Raw genomic sequence first — 19,255 nt, 5'->3', positions numbered from 1 at the left:
GAATCTTAACAGTAAGTTGTCTTTCCAGGGAACCAAGAAAAAATGTAGTCAATAAGACTCAGAAAAATGAGATGGGTTCCTTGTCCTCCTGTCGATTTAATGCTGAAAAATAAGCGCAATACGTAGTTCAACTTTGATTCTCAGTGAGCTAAAAATAGTTAGACTCTTTAGAACAATATTAATCGGCTTATCCTGAAATCATTCAATTAGATTGGATTCAGATTAAAAATGGTTTTAATTCGCATCATAAATATGATGGTCAACAGCCCAATATAATTATTTCGTAGTGTACTATAATGTTTTATACATATTTTTCTAAAGAAACAAAGACAAGAAATTAAAGCTCGTTTCAATTCAAACATGAACGTGGAATTATTTAAGGATTTAGAAATGAAAAAAGGATTTTTTTCCAATTTTAAATATGACTTTCAAGCTTCAATAGTTGTATTTTTAGTCGCTTTGCCTTTGTGTCTTGGTATTGCTCTGGCATCAGAAGCACCTTTATTTTCTGGTATTATTGCTGGAATAATAGGTGGTACTGTTGTGGGGTTTCTTAGCGGTTCAGCCCTTGGTGTTAGTGGTCCTGCTGCCGGCCTTGTGGCAATAGTTCTCGCTGCGCAACAATCCTTAGGTTCATGGAACACATTTTTATTGACCGGATTTATCGCAGGAATTTTTCAAATTGTAGCCGGATTTCTACGTGGGGGAATAATTGCTTATTATTTTCCTTCATCGGTAATAAAGGGCATGTTGAGCGGGATTGGGATTATCATAATATTAAAGCAGATTCCGCATTTAATTGGATATGATATTTCTCCTATTTTAACAGATTTAACTAATGGTCGACTCGAATTTTTTTATATTAATAAAGCGATTGAGAATATTAACTCAGGAGTTGTCATCATTAGCATGATCTCACTTTTAATCTTGATACTATGGCAATACTTAATTAATAGGGGATACAAACTATTCGAGACTTTACAAGCTCCTTTAGTAGTCGTGTTGTGTGGACTTGCTCTGTCTTTGCTTTATAAAAAAGGTTGGCTTCCCTTTCATTTAGAGCCATCAGAGCTCGTACAAATTCCTGAGTTTAAAAGTATTACAGATTTGGCTGAATCTATAACTTTACCTGATTTCTCACAACTGGGTAATATGAAGGTATATCAAGTAGCGGCCATTATTGCTTTAGTTTCAAGCTTAGAAACTTTATTATGTGTTGAAGCCACTGATAAGCTGGACCCATATAAAAGAGTTACACCAACAGATCGAGAATTGAAAGCTCAAGGGATAGGAAATATGCTTTCTAGTTTAATTGGTGGATTACCTATCACTCAGGTAATTATACGTAGTTCTACAAATATTACCTTTGGCGCTAAAACTAAGTTATCCACGATTTTGCATGGTCTATTGCTTTTAGTTTGCATACTCACTATTCCTATGATCTTAAATAAAATTCCACTGGCTTCATTAGCGGCAATCTTAGTTATGATTGGATATAAACTAGCTAGCCCCTCTGTATTTAAGCAAATGTATCAAATGGGATGGGAGCAATTTCTACCATTCATTGTTACTGTAGTTGGTATTGTAGTAGACGATTTACTTTTTGGTATTAGTGTGGGCTTTGCTGTAGCTATTTTCATTATTTTACGCCACCATTATTTAAACGCTCATGACACTAGTATTGTTATGGAAAAAGGAATGGTGTATCACATGGAGCTAGCTGAGGAAGTATCTTTTTTAAATAAAGGTAGCATCATCCATCAATTTCGAAAAATCCCACCTAAATCTACTCTAATCATTGACAGCAGCAGCTCAAAATACATCGATAACGATGTGCAGGAAGTGATTAACAATTTTACAGAGAGCGCAAAAACAAAAGACATTACCGTTGAAATGCGAGGAACTTCACTCCAAAAATAACTTTATTAATAGGTTGTGCTACTAGTATTAGGTCGTCTAAAAAATTTGGAGCACCTATGTATTGTTTTTCATATGGGCTTGCTAAATTAGTGTGATGAGATTGTTAGTTGCAGAACTATATTTGCTTCTGACTTGCTAAAAAGGGATTTGCTATGCAACTTAATGGGAAATCATCGAAAGATTCTGGTCTGAGTCAAACCGATTCATGGCATACCCTTCAAATCAGTGAAGTTGCGCAGCGTTTGAATGTTGATCTATCTAAAGGACTTAGGGAGCAAGAAGCAGCAACAAGATTAGCTTCGGTGGGTATTAATCAAATCCCAATAAAACCGTCGCGATCACCTGTCTTGCTATTTCTGACCCAGTTTAAAAGCGCCTTGATTCTCATCCTAATCGGAGCTGCTGTACTCGCCACTTTAATAGGGAACTTCAAGGATGCCAGTGTGATCCTGGCGATTGTAATTATTAACGCCTTCGTCGGTTTTTATCAAGAGTACCGGGCAGAACAAAGTTTAGCTGCACTTCGCAAGATGCTTCCATTGAAAACCCATGTTCGGCGTGGAGGTAAGAAACATTTGATTAATGCTGAAGCCGTAGTGCCTGGTGATATAATACTGGTGGAAGCTGGTGACCGACTTCCTGCTGATGGCAGGTTGGTCGTTGTAGCCAATTTTGATGTTGATGAGTCAACTTTGACCGGTGAGTCACAACCCATTAGCAAATGTGTGGATGCCATGTTAGAAAGAGATCTTTCAGTAGCTGACCGGTTAAATATGGCCTATATGAATACGATGGTCACTCGCGGACGAGCAGAACTTCTGGTTACGGAGACTGGAGTGCGAACTGAGATGGGAAAGTTATCGCAACAGCTGGCTTTGACACCAGAGACTCTTAGCCCACTACAAGTTCAGTTAGACCAGCTCGGCAAACGCTTGGGCGCGATAGCTTTAATGTTGATAAGTCTTCTTTTTATATTTCAACTACTTCGTGGTGAGGATCTCACAGATGCTATTATTGATGCTATCGCGCTGGCTGTCGCCGCAATGCCAGAGGGTTTGCCTGTAGTTGTCACGGTAACTCTGGCTTTGGGTATGTATCAGATGGCACGACACAATGTGATTGTTAAGCGTCTGGCAGGTGTTGAGATCTTAGGGTGCACAACGGTCATTTGCTCGGATAAGACTGGAACACTGACCCTTAACCAAATGACTGTACGTGAATTGTTCTACCTTGGCCAGCGGTTCAAAGTTACTGGCGAGGGCTACAGTACTGCGGGTTCAGTGCTTCATGAGACGGAGAACTCATTGCTGCCAGACATGCGTCCAATTTTGGTCCCCTTAGCCGCTTGCAATGATAGCCATGTTGAGGATGGGCGAATCATTGGAGATCCGACTGAAGCAGCTCTTCTAGTACTTACGGCAAAAGCAGGATTTCACCATGAATCCTTATTGAATGAATACCCACGCATGGCCGAGATACCTTTTGATTCAGCCTATAAATTCATGGCTACATTTCACCGTGTTGGAGAACATGTTCGCATTTTCGTTAAAGGAGCCCCAGATGTTCTTCTGGCTCGTTGCAGCCATTTTATTATTGATGATGAGCACAATGGTTTGTTGGACAGTAAGCAAAAAAAGGAAATAGAAGATCAGTACAGCATCATGGCCTCCCGTGGTCTTCGATGTCTGCTTATAGCCTCTCGTACTTTGGATGCAAAAGAATTTGTGGTGTCAGATAACTTATCGATTTGGGTTGACGATCTCACTTTTTTAGGTCTCATCGGATTCCAGGACCCCCCACGACCCGAGGCAAAGCAAGCTATCGCGGACTGTAAAGCGGCAGGCATCGCGGTCAAAATGATTACGGGTGATCATAGGGATACGGGAGTGGCTATCGCACATGAACTTGGTCTTCAAGGTGGGGCTCTCTCTGGTAAAGAACTCGATCAGTTGGATGATCGACAGCTTGCCGAAGTCATCGACGATATTACCGTATTTGCGCGAGTGTCGCCTGCTCATAAAGTGAAAATCGTGCAAGTGCTGCAGAATAAAGGGCATATAGTGGCGATGACTGGTGATGGTCTGAATGATGCCCCTGCCTTAAAAAATGCAGATATTGGTGTGGCGATGGGTGTTGTGGGTACGGCCGTTGCAAAAGAAGCTGCTACTATGGTGCTCATGGACGACAATTTCTCCACAATCGTTGGAGCGATACAGCAGGGGCGAATACTCTATGATAATATCCTTAAATTCATCCGCTTCCAACTTTCCACCACTGTGGGCGCAATTCTGACAGTGTTTTTCGCGCCCATACTAGGATTACCGGAACCCTTTAATCCAATCCAGATCTTATGGGTCGCACTAATCATGGATGGCCCACCTGCAGTATCCCTGGCCTTAGATGTGGGACGTCCAGGAATTATGAATGAGTTGCCACGTAATCGTTCGGAACCCGTATTGCCATGGTTGCGTTTGTCACGCATCCTTATGTTCGGTTTAACCATGATGGTGGGAACACTTGGTGTGCTGTACTATGCAGTAAACAATTACAATGAGCAAACAGCACTGACACTTGCATTTACCACATTTGTGCTATTCCAGTTTTTTAATGTGTTCAATGCCCGTGCTGAGAATGACTCGGCTTTTGACAAAGGTTTCTTCAAAAATCGCATGTTATGGCTATCGCTCACATCCGTCATCATTCTTCAGGTACTGGCAGTATACTGGATACCGGCACAGTCAATTTTCGGGACGTCCCATTTGACTCTTACTCAGTGGTTAATAGCCATTGGCATTTCTTCTTCTATATTGATTTTAGAGGAAGGACGTAAAGCCGCAATTCGATGGTTTTAGGGTGGATGCACGAAGAGAAGATTTGAAGCGCGAGATTACATACAATTTTATGAATGATAACTTTTAAATTGGTTGTAGTCTCATATTTTTTATAAAAATTAAGATTAAATAATGATGAAAGAAATAATAAGAAACAATAGCTTTTATTTATTAATAGGCGGAATTTTAAGTCTTTTTTTATTTACGGTACTTTTGTTTGCTGTCTATTCTCAAAGCTCATTTTTATCAATTAATCATGAGCTATATTTATTAAGCAATAAAATACAAAACAATTCCACTCACATTCTTAGTAATTTCATTTCGCTATTTGGTGATAAATACATTATTGTACCTTCTTTCATAAGCACGGGTGCCATCTTATACATCAAGAACCAAAAGTGGATAGGTCTGCATTTGATTGGGTTCATTTCAATCGCAGCTCTTCTTGCTTACATTTTTAAAAATGTCATAGCCGTTCCTAGACCAGAAATAATAACAAGCATATTACACAGTTATGCATTCCCTAGTCGCCATGTGACTTTATGCTCCGCGTATGTTACTTTTCTAACCTCACTCATTGTACCGCAAATGAAGCGTCCTTGGTTCGGAGTAATTATTGCTGGTTTTCTCATAATACTTGAGTCATATTCCCGCATAGCCCTCCAAGTTCATTGGCTATCAGATGTCTTAGGCGGGGCTTTACTTGGAGTTTCTTGTGGATTGCTAGGTGCCTATTCCTTTTTTCGAAAACCTAAAACCCCACTAAATATCAAATTTATAGTTACAACATTATTAATAACTTTTCTAATTTTTAGTTTTATATGTCTAGGGCTAGATTTTTGTGATCTTTAATCAAACCAATATCTTTATAAATCTTGGTAATTTTATTAGAACAAAAAACTAATCTATAATCAATATATTACCTTTTTACTAGAGCCTATATGAGAATCCAATTTTTGGGCGCAGTACAAACAGTCACAGGATCGAAATACCTTATTCAAACCAATCAAATTAACATTTTGATAGATTGTGGCCTTTTCCAAGGATATAAAGAGTTGAGGTTACGAAATTGGGCTAATTTACCTTTTAACCCTCAGAAAATTGATTATGTGTTATTGACTCATGCTCATATTGATCATAGTGGCTATATTCCTCTGTTGATAAAAAATGGTTTTCGGGGAAAAGTCTTATGCACAGCCGCCACAAAAGATTTGTGCAATATTTTATTGCCAGACAGTGGTCATCTTCATGAAGAGGATGCACGTTATGCAAATCGGAAAGGCTACTCTAAACATCACCCTGCTTTACCACTTTATACGCAAAAAGAAGCCGAAGATTCATTAAAATATTTTCAGGCCATTTCTTTTGGAGATCGCATTCAAATTGCTAAAAATCTATACGCGGTATTCTATTACGGTGGCCACATTTTAGGTGCATCCTTCATTCGTTTAGAGCAGGGTGATACGTCTATATTATTTTCGGGTGATCTCGGTAGGTCAACAGATCCTTTGATGTTTGCACCCAAAGAGCCTCCATCTTCTGAGTTCTTGGTTATTGAATCAACTTATGGCAATCGCATTCACGACAATACTGATCCCTTGATTCAGTTAAAAGCAATTATTAATCGTACTGTAAAGCGTGGCGGCTCTATAATTATCCCTTCTTTTGCAGTGGGAAGAACCCAGTCCTTACTTTATTATCTTCATGAATTAAAATCTAAAAAAGAAATTCCTGATATTCCAGTATTTGTTGATAGTCCAATGGCAAGTAATGCCACAAAAATTTTTGCTCGTTATGCGGAACAAAACCGCTTAACTAAAGAACAAAACCAAGCGGTGTGCGCGGTAGCTCATTATGTTAACTCAGTCGATGAGTCTATAGCTTTAGATCACTCAAAATACCCAGTCATTATTATTTCAGCAAGTGGAATGGCAACCGGTGGCCGCGTTATTCATCACATTCGTCATTTTGCACCAAACCCTAGAAATACGATTTTATTTAGTGGCTTTCAAGTAGGTGGAACTCGGGGAGATAGGATGATTCGAGGCGAGAGAGAAATAAAGATGTTTGGACAAATGATTCCAATACGTGCTGAAATAGCACAGATAGAAAATATATCTGCACATGCAGATTCTGCTGAAATGCTTAATTGGTTGGGCCATCTAAAAAAAGCTCCTCGTAAACTATTCATCACCCATGGTGAATTAGAGGCAGCACAAGCACTAAAAGCTAAAATAGAACAACAATTCCATTGGACATGTGACATTCCTTCTTATCTAGATTTTGCAACATTATGCGAGGATCCTAAGTGAAAATTTACGAAAGGTTGCCCCGTTACATGGGTTACAACAAGTTGGGTGGGTGGGCCAATTATGAAATGGTGTGCGTTATGCACATTTTCAAAGTGCACATCTAAGAGCTGCGGCAGAGAGTTGTTTAGACACGTGGGGACAGTAACTTGGTTTTTCGTCACAAACTAGAACTAAGTATTTAATTTTAAATGGCGCGCTCGAAAGGATTCGACCTCCATAAGCCTTAGTACGAGGCCTTATGCTCTGGTTTTAAATTCGTTATAAATCAATATATTGTGAAGTGCTTTCTACTAATAATTCAGGTCTGCCATTTTTTTGCAAAGCGTGGATTTGAATCTCACCCATTTGATATATTTTAGTTAGATTCCGTATTTTAAAAGCAGGATCTCGCCTCATCCAAAGGTCCCTTTTGTATTTGATTTACACTGTAGGGAGGGTAAGCGATCTTATTGCCAAAAACTGACAGGATAGTATTGTATATCGAACCGACTCGAATGGTATTACGTCCCCAACCCACGTCTTATCCAATAGCTCTAAGGGAGCCCTTTTCTGGATTAGATCTCTGGGGCATGATGGACACGTCACGGGCGGAGGGAGGATTCTATTGCAATTAATATGAATATGTGGAGTATATTTTCAGGACTAACATACAGATATCTGGCGTATGCGGTTTCTTTTATAGGAAGCATCATGAAACCAGTGTCTCATTTGATTATCTTGTTTATGTTACAGAATATTCGGGCAAGGGAAAAAAAGACCCGCCAAGGTTGCTTTGGCAGGCATGGTTTAGGACAGTTACACAACTTACTTCTTATGACCCACCTTTAGTGCATTCGCAAATGGGTGAATCACCGTCGCAATAACAGCCACAACTGCCGCCCTGGCACGTTATGGATTTTGAGCCGTTTTTACACTGAACATCGCAAGACTTAACATTTTCCTCTGTGCATTGACAGATTGCTTTACCTGTATTTCCTTCTGAACAATAACATCCGCACCCCCCCGGACATTCAATGGAGTTGGAATCCCCTTTGCAATCTACATTGCACTTGTCTGCATAGGTGCTTACAGGCACTAATAGGATGAAGGTAAAAGCGCAAAACGATAATATAAATAGTAAGATGGTTTTCATAAACTAACTCCTTTTAGATGCCAATCACTGATGCGCGTTCTTTAAAGTATAGTTCAATGGAAGTGAGTGCTAATCAACGAACGATACCAAAGATCCACGGGATGCTCATAAACAACATTTAAAGACTGTCTTGTTGGCCATTTTTGATTCAAAAAAAACACCCCATTTTGAGGTTATTTATGAGAAATGGTCACTCTTATAAATATCATCCATAAGGCGGCAATATTTTTATCCATTGATAACCTCACCCTAGCGTTTCAATGCAACCAATGCGCTTTATAGCTCCTTTTTATGGCATTCATTGCGGAAGTAATCGCTGCCATCATCGGTGGATCTGAAGATTTGATCCTGTGGAACTTTGGTATGGTTCGTTGATTAGCTCCCTCGTTTTTTTATATCAATGGCTATAGATAATTTTGTGATCAAATTGATTGTTATTTTATGGCAATTTTTCTTCAAACAATGTGGGCTGTTATCAACCCAATTTTGGAGTTTTATTTGTTAAATCCTGCAATATTTTAAATAATATAGGTTCAATTACGGCAGGTTTTGATTTTCCATCATGAATTTCATAATCTATATATCCTTGGATAATTTCTGGGGCAGATGCAAATTGATTCGCTTGTGAAATCAAATTATCTAATGGACTATTTGGGGGACTTAATTGTTTTGCATTAAGGTATTCCAAAAACTGTTTATCTAATAATTTTTCATTTATAAGTGGAGTAAGATGTTCTTGGATATCTTGTATATTTTGAATTAATAAGGAATGGGCTTGTTCCCGGGTTAACCCAAGTCGTGCATAATCGTCCATACCATTATCATCATATAGACTCGATTTTTGAGAAGAACCAAAAAATGTTGGCACCCGATTTACAATGCTAGATTGCTCTTCATCGTCAAACTCGTCTGAAGGGAGAGGAATCAATGGTTGGTAAAAAGCGGACTCCAAAATATTTTTTTCTGGTCTAGTTTTTACTTTATCAAGATCTGCAAGAAGTAACTGCACCCGTTCTTCCTTTAATGGAATAATGAGTGAATCTGATGTTCCATCAGAAAAGTGAAAGGGGTTGATAATATCGGCTATTTCTGTATCAGTGAAGCCTAATCGTTGTAATTTTACATCCACTTCAGCTTTCGCATTCACATCCCAGTAATCAGATTGACGCTGAATCTCTAAAGAGTTTGATGACCAATTATAACTAAAAAAAATGTGGCTATCGGCATTCAAATAAGGAAGAAGTTCCATTATTCTAAATTCAGGATAATATGAGTGACTTAATGCCGTTATTAGCTTCTGATTTTGTCCGTGTACTGCAAGAAAATCAAACTCTTTTTGCCATGGGTTTTCTACCAGCATTGTAACCATTTGTAGGTACATATCATGATGTTTCTCATCATAAAATTTTAATGCTTCAATTAAACGTTCTTTCTCATTATTTAGGATAGGTTCACTCGATATATCAGCTCGTCTGCCTGGATTTTGTTTAAAAAAAGCCAGCATGTAATAAATTATGAGATTCCTTTGAGGATCAATTAAATTAGATTCTTCTAAGATCTTAATCAGATGCTCCACATCTTCAAACTTAGACCAATTCTTCATGGCCCAAAACACTAATTCTTCTAAACTGTTGTGCACTTCATTGGGAGTATCTAAACTGATATTTTTTACAAGTTTAATAAGATTTCGATAAGTATCTTCAAAATCTCGGCTATAAAATTTTAAAGATTCTATCACTCTGTCTTCTCTATTTTTGGTAGATGAGATTGTTCTACAGATAAGGCCAGATCCAAAAATTCCAGACTCATATTCGTCTTGTTTGTATATATTTAAAAGATAATATAATTCCGGCTCAGTATTGCTGTTAATTAGATTCAATTTCTCTAATATGTAGGTTACTAATTCAAAATTAGAAGAATTGATTTCTTTTACAGCTGAATTAACTAACTCATCCCTTTTTTGAGCTGATGTATTATGAAATTTTTCATTCTTTATATGTTCTAGAAAGTTTGTATTATCAAATACCCAATTTCTAAGTCCAAATTGAGCAGACAAATCAATTAAATTAAGCAAAACAGAACGTTCGTTTTTACTGTTTAACAATAAACTTTTAATATAAAAATCGGAAAATTTGGATGATCCATGATATATATCGCGTAAATCAGAAAGATCCGGTTCAAAGGAAGAGTTAAACCACCATGATGCCCCAAGGAAATGCTCATCTCTTGTATAATACAATGATTTAATATTTTCTTTTGGAAATAAATCATAAAATTCTTGAAGCTGATCGATTGTATTATGCCAAAATACGAGTTTAAGCTTAGGCTTCTCTTTAATAATTAATTTTATCGTGTCTATCAACTCAGGTGTTAATGTTGTAAATGAAAGATCGATAATGCTGTCATCAGCAAGGTGTTTTACTAATTGTTGATTAAGGAGCAAAGCAGTAGGGTTGTGGTATAACGACAAATCAAGCGTATTATATTGTTTGAGCTTTTTTAATTTTTGTTCAATAAATTCTTCCTGGGTCATTTTTTTACAAGAAAATAATTCACTAGCCGTAGTTGTGGAGGGTTCCATACGATATCCAACTTGCTTGGCAATATGTCGGTTAATCAATGGTTCACCAACACCACAACCCACTAAATAATCAGCAGAATCACTATTTGCAAAACCCTGTAATGCCTTTAGTGCTTGAAAACCATCGGCTAATACAAGGCGTGTTAGAGAGCCCGATAACACAATAAAAGTTGGGGCATTCTCATCCAACACGTGAGCGCATTGGTCTAGAACCTCTTGGAAATTCAGCAAATCTCCTCTAATAAATGTTCCTTTATCTGAATATTTAGATTGTGCTTGCTCAATATTAGACTCATTAAAATCAAAGCCCGCCAAATGAACATCAATTTCATTAAATGCGTTTGCCGCTGCATTAATGAACTTCCCGTTACCACAACCACCATCAATAATATTTATTGTTTTCAGTGCTGGCTCTTTTGCTAGTATTCGTCTAATTTCGTTAATAATTTTTAGATGTTCGGCATCATAGAATTCATCAACTTTATCACGACGGGAAGCGTATGAATCGTAGACAGTATCTACATTCGATTTAATCCAATCCACAGCAAGTGCCGATTTTCTTGAATAAATACGATCAAGGTTGCATCCATAAACTGTGAATAACTCTTTAAGGACTAAACAATTTACGGAATTAATCGGTAGGACAAATTTGGTTTTATCCCTAAAACTCAGTACTAGATATCCTTTAAAACTTGGATTATCACTACCAATAAATTCTAGCAAACGCATTTTTACGAGAGATTTTTGGGTTCCATTAACCAGGAGTTCACAGGGTTTTTCTGAATCAGCTGCAAATTTAGCTTGTTGTAAAATATACATGTTGAAATCCAGGTGGGTAGGGAATGAATATCTACCCTGGGGATACGAATCAATAAGAGATTGGACTTCAAATAATAAGTTAGCTAATTCTTTTGATGTGGACTCTATAGAGCTATTGAGTGGATGTTCTTGCCCCATGTTAAGTATCTCCAGCATTTATGATCAAACAGGGTTCATGCAACCGAACATACACCAATTTTGTTTGGAGTTTTCTCATTAGAAAGTATAGAACAACTTTGAATTAAAACTCACTGATGGCGTTTAAAGTTACTCTGTAGGTGATTATATCCATCCGCTTAAATGGGAAAGGGCCCATTTTCGAAACCGTACCAAAACACGTTTCTTCCCAATTAAACTAAAACCAAGTGCTGTATTAAAACGATCGGATTAACTTATTGATTGTAAATGACAAAAATGGTGCGCTCGGAGGGACTCGAGCCCCCGACATTTTGGTTCGAAGCCAAATTAATCGAGTATAAATATTAATAAAATCAGTTAATTGCGGTGTAACAATTTTAGCAATTACTGCCTAAAACTGCTTGAAGCTTCGCCAGGACTTTTTCATGTAGAATTATTTTTTATAAAAGCAGGTTCCAGTTCTTTCCCCTCTATAATATTTAATATAATGCTAATTATCCCACCGACACTAATCTTTATGTGATAATCAACTTCGGATATTGGAACATCATCAATTGAAAGGTGAGTCAAATGTCCACAAGTAGTCTATAAAAAACGGCATCCATAATGGTCAAAACTTGTTAAAAATGCAATTATAAAATACAATTTCTATATGTTATTAATAAAACTACAGTCATGGGAAAGAAAAGGAAACTGTCTTATATTGTTGATGCAAGTGACCTAAAGGTTCGGTTTGCCGAGTTAAAAAAATCTATTGAGGCCATAACTGATCCCGGTGCATTTATACCGAGCTCTCTGCATAATTATTTGATGCAAAAAAACATCTATGAAAAAACCATACAAGATCTAAAGACATCAAATAATCAAGACTATTTTAAAAATGAAAAAATGAATAACTATGCCAAACTTTGTCTTGGTACTGATCAATTAACAGCATCAGCGTTTACGGAATACAACCATCGCTTAAGAGATTATTTTTTTGAACTACCTCAAAAAATACAGGAGCTTAAGCAAATTAAACGGGATTTAAAAACCTTGATTAAAGCAGCTGATAATCGAGCCCCCTCTCTTTTTAAAACCGGGAATGTAAAAGAGTCTATTCGAGAAGTGATTGATTTAAATGAAATTAATCAATTATTGGCATTTGCAGAAGAAACACGTGATAACATGGCAACTCATCGCGATCTTTTTATATATAAAGACAGCCAATATTATTTGCAAGCTTAGAAGTGGAATAATATCTGCCCCCTTAAATTGGAAAGAGCCGATAAATGGCGCGCTCGGAGGGACTTCAACCCCGACACCTTGGTTCGAAGCCTGATGCTCACCATTTAAAGTCATTAATAATCAACATGCTACGATGTATCAAAATCGTAAAAAACTGCCAAGAACAGCCTATTTCTGTTAGCACTGCCACAGTTATGTCACAATTTATGAGAGTGGCCAATCTCAACAATTATAAATGGAACAACATTATCAAGGTTTGGTTAGCCTGCCAATCGCGGCCTAAAATAACAACTCGAGACGTTCAGCTTTGGCATCTTTTACTGTTTCAAGTGCATCATTTTATCAGCAAGAGTGGAGCCTATTCAAAATCCGGGGGTCAAATTGCAAATGGAATGACTAAAAACTGTCCTGAAATTTCTGAACACGGCTAGAACCGATTAGCAAAATGGCAATTTTCATCATTATAATCTAATCTTTAAGCTAGGATAATGGACGCCGGTTCTATGGACGGAATCATGGAATCATGGAATCATGGAATCATGGAAAATGGTGAAACTAAGCTCTTAAATATATGTCATATTATAACGGTATTTATTGGGACCGTTATAATTTTCGCAAGCTTGTCTGTTTATTTTGGAATCTTATTTAATATTCCTGGGCTAACCAGTATTTCTTCTAATATAAATATGGAAATAAATACAGCCACTTGTTTTCTTTTGACTGGATCTGCACTTTTAGTCATAAGCAAGCGAAACCCTGGATTTATTACCCGAATAGTTTTTGATGTTATTTCAATTAGTATTCTGCTGATAAGTAGCATAACCATATACGAGTATATGTCAGGTGTAGATTTAGGTATCGATCAATTAGTAGCAAATTATATGTCGCGGTCTCAAGGCACAATGTTTACAGGACAAATGACCTTTATTAGCGCAATTTGTTTCATCCTTATTGCCGTCACTTTTATATTTGTATTAGAAAAATGGGTATCAATATGGATAGTACAAACATTTGCATTTTTGGTGATGTTACTAGCTCTGTTTTCCTTATTTCACTATCTCTACAGATACAACAATAACTACTATATCAAATATACCTCAGTCCAAGCTGCTCTGCTATTTATCATGACAAGTATAGGTATTGTATTAAAATTTCCCCATTCGGGTATTATTGGTATCTTGACCAAAGATAACTATAGCGGTTATTTATTGCGTCGGGCAGTACCACTTACTATTATTCTGGCAATCTTATTATTTTTTCTGGAATTATTTATTAAAACAAGAGGATTACTCAATTCAGATACCATTGTGGTTGTATCAGAGGTAAGTATTTTTTTCATCATTGGAATCACGACTCTATTCGCATCCATCATTCTTTCTCGTAAAGATAAAAAGCTCGAAGAATATCAGATGCAAGTCCAGCATAATGCAATGATATTTCATCAATTTGCAAAAAATATCGATCTCGTTTTTTATACAACTTCACCTGATTTAAGCCAAATGCTTTATGTCAGCCCAGCTTATGAAAAAATCTGGGGGAAAAGTATAGAGTCCTTGTATAAAAACCCTAAGGACTGGTTTGAATCTATTCTTCCTGAGGATCAAAAAAAAGCATACAAAGCTTTTTTTACTGGCTTCAAAAAAGAGGATTACAGTGCTTTTGCTGATTATCGAATTAAAAGACCAGACGGCTCAATACGGTCTATTCTAACTCGACTTTATAAGGTAAAGGATGAAAGTCATAATGTATTTTGCATTATCGGCATAGCAGTCGACATGTCCAGTATTAAAATAGGTAAAGTATGTAATCAAATCGATCATGATACATTACTCTTAATAGAAAATGAAAAGAACATTGAGGAATTTACACCAAAATTTCTAAAAATGATATGTCGCGCGTTCGATTGGGATTTAGCTGAGTTATGGCTAATAGACAAAGCCAAGAATAGATTGAGATGTATTGATGTTTGGCATAAAAATGATGTGTTATTGAATGACTTTTCTAAAAAAAGTCGTCAATCTACCTTTGGTCTTGGTGAAGGCTTGCCTGGAAGAATCTGGAATGAAAAGAAGGCCGTCTGGATATCAGATTATACATCTACTAAAGCGTTCTCTCGATCAAATGAGGCAAGAATTGCGGGATTAAAAAGCGCACTAGCATTCCCTATTATTTTTCAAGACAGATTTTTTGGAGTTATTGAATTTTTCAGTCATTACCTAGTTAATCCTGATCCTGATTTATCCGATTTGATGGAAAATATCGGTAAAAAAATTGGTGATTTTCTGGCTCGTATCTATAGCATTGAACAAATTTATGAACTTTCTCGGCAAGACGCGTTAACAAAACTCTTAAACCGTTCAGCATTAGAAGATGATATAGATCATCTGATAGTCAGTCAAAAACCAAAATACATCGCTGTTATGGTACTTGATATTGACCGGTTTAAATTAATCAATGAGGCATACGGACATGAATTTGGCGATATCCTGTTAAATTTGATCGCAATAAGATTGAGGAAATTCAGTGAAGTTAAGACGATGGACATAGCAAGACTAGGGGCTGACAAATTCATCTTATATATTTCTGAATCAAATAAAGAAGATGCTTTTAGCTATGCCCAGTTGATTAATCATAAGTTCCGTGAGCCATTCGAACTTGATAATAATAAAATATATATAACAGCAACTTTAGGAATCGCTATTTATCCACAAGACGGTCTTGATAGTAAATCTTTAGTCATGAATGCTGATTTGGCAATGATTCATGCTAAAGATCAGGGAGGAAATAGAATTAATTTTTTCACCAAAGAGCTGCCTTTTGTCACTTCCACAGCAATCGCCATGGAAGCTGATTTACGCCAAGTTATAAATGGCAATCAATTGATTCTGGCTTATCAACCCCAAGTCGATCTAAAGTCTGGAAAAATTTGTGCTGCCGAAGTCTTGGTACGATGGCAGCATCCCACAAGGGGATTAATAAATCCTGGTATATTTATTCCATATGCAGAAAAGATAGGTTTTATTGTATCTCTCAACGAACACATTATGCGCATGGTTTTTCAACAAATAAGCTTGATGGCAATAGAACTTCCAGTTTCAATCAATATTTCGGCTCAGCAATTTGATAACGGATTTCATATAGTAGAATACCTTGAGTCGCTTATAAAAGAATACCCCGTACTACCCAAACAAATCGAGTTGGAAATTACCGAAAACATGCTCACGAGAGATACTGAACATAATATCGCGGTTTTAACCGCGATCCATGAGCTGGGTTTTGAAATCTCAATTGATGATTTTGGCACGGGCTTTTCATCGTTCAACTACCTTAAACGGCTACCAGTTCATAAAATAAAAATTGATAAGTCCTTTATTACCGGGCTGCCTGTTGATTTAGCAAATGCAAAAATTGTAAAGGCAATCATCGCTATGGTTCATTCTTTAGATAAAATCGTTGTTGCTGAAGGCGCTGAGACAAAAGCTGAGGTTGAATTTTTAATCCAAGAAAAATGCGATATGGTTCAAGGATTTTATTATTTCAAGCCTATGCCGTTTAATGATCTCGCAGATATCTTAGTTAAAACTAATGTGGTTAAAGCAAATCAGAAATAAATTTATCTATAGAGTGCGGGACAAAAAAGGATTTATTACACTCTTTAAACGATTCGACAAGATAATACCATCAACAAGCTACACTGCGACAGTTCGCTATTAAATAATATTATCTAATTCAACGTTTGTCGCAATTGTCGCAGTGTCGCAAAATTTATTGATAACAATGAAGATTCATTTCCAAAACAGTTTTATTCCCCTGAGTTATCTCACTAATAACATGATGATCCATCAATATATCTATCGCTTTATTAATTCTAGACTTATCCTTTAAGGGACTTAATCTTTAAATATCTCGCATACTGAAGGTATACGTCTCGAATTGATATGACTGAACTGAATCGGAATTATTAACTGTTGAAAATATCAAATTCATCACCAATTAAGCGGGAATGAAGAAAGTTTTTATGTTGACATTTTATTTTTTGCGTACCTTGCTCTAGCTAGCTAACATGGGTCACCAAGAGACTGATAGCAGAGAATATCATGCTTCATAAACAGTTAATTATTGTTAGTCGTCAATGTAATAGATCACCAAACTTAGGTCTATGGGATCTCCTATGCTTTGCTTTTATAACAGGGCTAGTTTCTATAAAACATTTGCCCAAGATTGGCATTGTTATAAAACCATCTGCATTAATCAAGTTTCACAAAGCTATGGTTAAAAGAAAATATAGTACCTTATTTTCCAATCAGTCAAAATGCAAAAAAACAGGACCCTGGTCCATCTCAAGAATTAATACTATACTTGAAATGAAAAAAAGAAATTCTCGTTTTGACTGCAGATTGTCATGCAAATGAGTAACATGTTTGGCATAAATATTAATAAAGATGTCGTCTGACGCATTTTATCCAAGCATTACAACCAAGCTTTAACGATGTTGGTCCCTAATTGCTCTCTTTCTTTGGCAATACAAAAGGTTCGTTATGGTCATTAGATTTATTTTGTTGCGAATCCGTTTTATTAAAATCGCATCGGGTCATGGTAATAATGGATCAATACACACGACGAATCATCGGTTTTGCAACACACACAGGCGAATTGAATGGAATAGCAGTCTGCCGCATGTTTTATACAATAATTTCAAAAAAATGCGTTACCAAAATACTTAAGTTTAGACAATGATCCCTTATTTACTTTACATCAATGGAAAAGCAATTTAAGTATTTCCAGGAACTGCCCAAAACTACCTATTATAGCGTAGTGCCGCCACAGTTGAGACATGTTTTGGTCACAGAAGAAAATTAATCATTTTGTTTTAAATTAACCCGAAAAAAACGCAGATTTTTCAATATTTAAATTTAAAAGACGCCAATTTTTTCTATTGCACCCAAAACATTGGAATCAGCTGGCAGAAGGGGATAATCAGTATGTTGCGGCCTTAGTGGCATTTAAGAGTATTTTTCAACTGCTTTTCTTCAGTGTTTATGCCTGTTTTTTCTAAACGTCTTGCCCCTCTTGTTGGCATGAGTGGGCAAATAGTCCATATCAATTTTATGACGATTGCCGAAAGCGTCTTTATTTATCTAGGTATACCCTTTTTTTTTCAGGTTTTCTGACTCGTATTGTATTGATAAAACGAAAAGGGTTAACCTGGTATGAAACCAATTTTTTACCAAAAATTTCTCCCATTACCTTGATCGCTCTACTTTTTACGATTCTTGCGATGTTTTCTTTGAAAGGCTCTATGGTGTTGCAACTTCCAGTAGATGTCCTTCGTATTGCCATTCCATTGGCTATTTATTTTGTGGTGATGGTTTTTGTCAGTTTTGCTATGGGAAAGTTTATTTTGGTGCCAGTTATGGAAAGACAACGGCCTCAGCCAGTAATAAATTTTGAATTGGCTATTGCTGTTGCAATTGCTACCTTTGGACTTAATTCTGCCATTGCCTTTACAATGGTCATTGGGCCTCTTGTAGAAGTACCGGTTCTTATTTTACTTGTGAATGTTGCATTTTGGTTGAGAATGCGCTGGTTTTTAGGAACAACTCTAAAGCAATGACTATAATCTAATATTGAAATTACTTAGTGACCGCTCAACAGTCGTTCTTTTTGAACTGGGAGGCTCAAAATTATCCCCATTAATTTCTGCTAATATTAAGGTTTATGGAAGATAGTAAATAAAGGGAGGTTTTATGGAAAATCCGTTACAAACATTAATTCATATAACTCCTGCTTACTCAGGTAGATCCTGAGTTTACCTTAAGGAGCTTAGCAAATGAACATTCTCCAGGAAACGGTTGTCTCTGAAACAGAAGATGGTCAGTTTACACAGAAAATTATTATAGGAAATCATGTTTTAAGAGCTGATGAGCCTATTATAAATGGTGGAAAAGATACTGGTCCCTCACCCTATGATTTTTTACTTGCTGCATTAGGCTCATGTACTTCGATGACGTTACGTATGTATGCAAAACTTAAGAAATTTCCCTTGGAACAAGTTACTGTGAGATTAAAACATGAAAAAATTCATGTTGAGGATTGTATTGGGTGTGAAAACAATAATTCAAAAATCGATCATATTGAGCGTTTAATTGAGCTAGAAGGAACACTGACTCAAGAACAACGTACTCAACTATTAGAAATAGCCAATAAATGTCCAGTGCATCGAACATTAACGTCCAAAATTATTATTACAACAAAGCTGGTTGAAAACCAATCCAAAAGATCTTAAGGAGTATCG

Annotated in this window: 11 protein-coding genes; 9 read left to right on the top strand and 2 right to left on the bottom strand. The window is 36.6% G+C overall.

Annotated features, from left to right (window positions below):
- Positions 1–390 precede the first annotated feature (390 nt).
- The 4 genes from ACWTE2_RS03515 (at position 391) to ACWTE2_RS03500 (ending at position 7,063) form a co-directional block, all read left to right on the top strand.
- Positions 391–1,920 (top strand): SulP family inorganic anion transporter, encoded by a 1,530-nt coding sequence (locus ACWTE2_RS03515; protein ID WP_454784158.1) that lies wholly within the window; start codon positions 391–393, stop codon positions 1,918–1,920.
- Between the two features lie 152 nt (positions 1,921–2,072).
- Positions 2,073–4,772: a calcium-translocating P-type ATPase, PMCA-type gene (locus ACWTE2_RS03510; protein WP_454784157.1), complete on the top strand. Its 2,700-nt coding sequence runs from the start codon at positions 2,073–2,075 to the stop codon at positions 4,770–4,772.
- Between the two features lie 111 nt (positions 4,773–4,883).
- Positions 4,884–5,603 carry a phosphatase PAP2 family protein gene (locus tag ACWTE2_RS03505; RefSeq protein WP_454784156.1) on the top strand — a complete coding sequence of 240 codons (720 nt, stop codon included), beginning with the start codon at positions 4,884–4,886 and terminating at the stop codon, positions 5,601–5,603.
- 89 nt (positions 5,604–5,692) lie between these two features.
- Positions 5,693–7,063: an MBL fold metallo-hydrolase RNA specificity domain-containing protein gene (locus ACWTE2_RS03500; protein WP_454784155.1), complete on the top strand. Its 1,371-nt coding sequence runs from the start codon at positions 5,693–5,695 to the stop codon at positions 7,061–7,063.
- 258 nt (positions 7,064–7,321) lie between these two features.
- On the opposite strand, the gene ACWTE2_RS03495 is transcribed toward ACWTE2_RS03500, so the two are convergent.
- On the bottom strand, positions 7,322–7,459 hold the full coding sequence (locus ACWTE2_RS03495; protein WP_454784154.1) for a hypothetical protein: 138 nt from the start codon (positions 7,457–7,459) through the stop codon (positions 7,322–7,324).
- A gap of 1,211 nt (positions 7,460–8,670) precedes the next feature.
- Positions 8,671–11,733, bottom strand: coding sequence for a methyltransferase domain-containing protein (locus ACWTE2_RS03490; protein ID WP_454784153.1), 3,063 nt, complete (start codon positions 11,731–11,733; stop codon positions 8,671–8,673).
- A gap of 675 nt (positions 11,734–12,408) precedes the next feature.
- Between ACWTE2_RS03490 and ACWTE2_RS03485 the strand changes: the two genes are divergently transcribed.
- From ACWTE2_RS03485 to ACWTE2_RS03465, 5 genes are all read left to right on the top strand, one after another.
- On the top strand, positions 12,409–12,960 hold the full coding sequence (locus tag ACWTE2_RS03485) for a hypothetical protein (RefSeq protein ID WP_454784152.1): 552 nt from the start codon (positions 12,409–12,411) through the stop codon (positions 12,958–12,960).
- A 44-nt stretch (positions 12,961–13,004) separates the two neighbouring features.
- Positions 13,005–13,391 carry a hypothetical protein gene (locus ACWTE2_RS03480; protein WP_454784151.1) on the top strand — a complete coding sequence of 129 codons (387 nt, stop codon included), beginning with the start codon at positions 13,005–13,007 and terminating at the stop codon, positions 13,389–13,391.
- An 84-nt stretch (positions 13,392–13,475) separates the two neighbouring features.
- Positions 13,476–16,571: an EAL domain-containing protein gene (locus tag ACWTE2_RS03475; protein WP_454784150.1), complete on the top strand. Its 3,096-nt coding sequence runs from the start codon at positions 13,476–13,478 to the stop codon at positions 16,569–16,571.
- A 1,556-nt stretch (positions 16,572–18,127) separates the two neighbouring features.
- Positions 18,128–18,574, top strand: a complete 447-nt coding sequence (locus tag ACWTE2_RS03470) for an arsenic resistance protein (RefSeq protein WP_454784438.1) — start codon at positions 18,128–18,130, stop codon at positions 18,572–18,574.
- A 216-nt stretch (positions 18,575–18,790) separates the two neighbouring features.
- Positions 18,791–19,246, top strand: a complete 456-nt coding sequence (locus tag ACWTE2_RS03465) for an OsmC family protein (protein WP_454784149.1) — start codon at positions 18,791–18,793, stop codon at positions 19,244–19,246.
- The last annotated feature ends 9 nt before the right edge of the window (positions 19,247–19,255 follow it).

It is taken from the genome of Legionella nigrisilvae (genome assembly GCF_977063395.2).
This window is presented reverse-complemented; position numbering and strand designations above follow the sequence as displayed.

What these genes read in the sequence shown, in the direction of transcription:
- ACWTE2_RS03515 (WP_454784158.1), top strand. Translation starts at nt 391, where the DNA reads ATGAAAAAAGGATTTTTTTCCAATTTTAAATATGACTTTCAAGCTTCA.
- ACWTE2_RS03510 (WP_454784157.1), top strand. Translation starts at nt 2,073, where the DNA reads ATGCAACTTAATGGGAAATCATCGAAAGATTCTGGTCTGAGTCAAACC.
- ACWTE2_RS03505 (WP_454784156.1), top strand. Translation starts at nt 4,884, where the DNA reads ATGATGAAAGAAATAATAAGAAACAATAGCTTTTATTTATTAATAGGC.
- ACWTE2_RS03500 (WP_454784155.1), top strand. Translation starts at nt 5,693, where the DNA reads ATGAGAATCCAATTTTTGGGCGCAGTACAAACAGTCACAGGATCGAAA.
- ACWTE2_RS03495 (WP_454784154.1), bottom strand. Translation starts at nt 7,459, where the DNA reads ATGAGGCGAGATCCTGCTTTTAAAATACGGAATCTAACTAAAATATAT.
- ACWTE2_RS03490 (WP_454784153.1), bottom strand. Translation starts at nt 11,733, where the DNA reads ATGGGGCAAGAACATCCACTCAATAGCTCTATAGAGTCCACATCAAAA.
- ACWTE2_RS03485 (WP_454784152.1), top strand. Translation starts at nt 12,409, where the DNA reads ATGGGAAAGAAAAGGAAACTGTCTTATATTGTTGATGCAAGTGACCTA.
- ACWTE2_RS03480 (WP_454784151.1), top strand. Translation starts at nt 13,005, where the DNA reads ATGGCGCGCTCGGAGGGACTTCAACCCCGACACCTTGGTTCGAAGCCT.
- ACWTE2_RS03475 (WP_454784150.1), top strand. Translation starts at nt 13,476, where the DNA reads ATGGAATCATGGAATCATGGAATCATGGAAAATGGTGAAACTAAGCTC.
- ACWTE2_RS03465 (WP_454784149.1), top strand. Translation starts at nt 18,791, where the DNA reads ATGAACATTCTCCAGGAAACGGTTGTCTCTGAAACAGAAGATGGTCAG.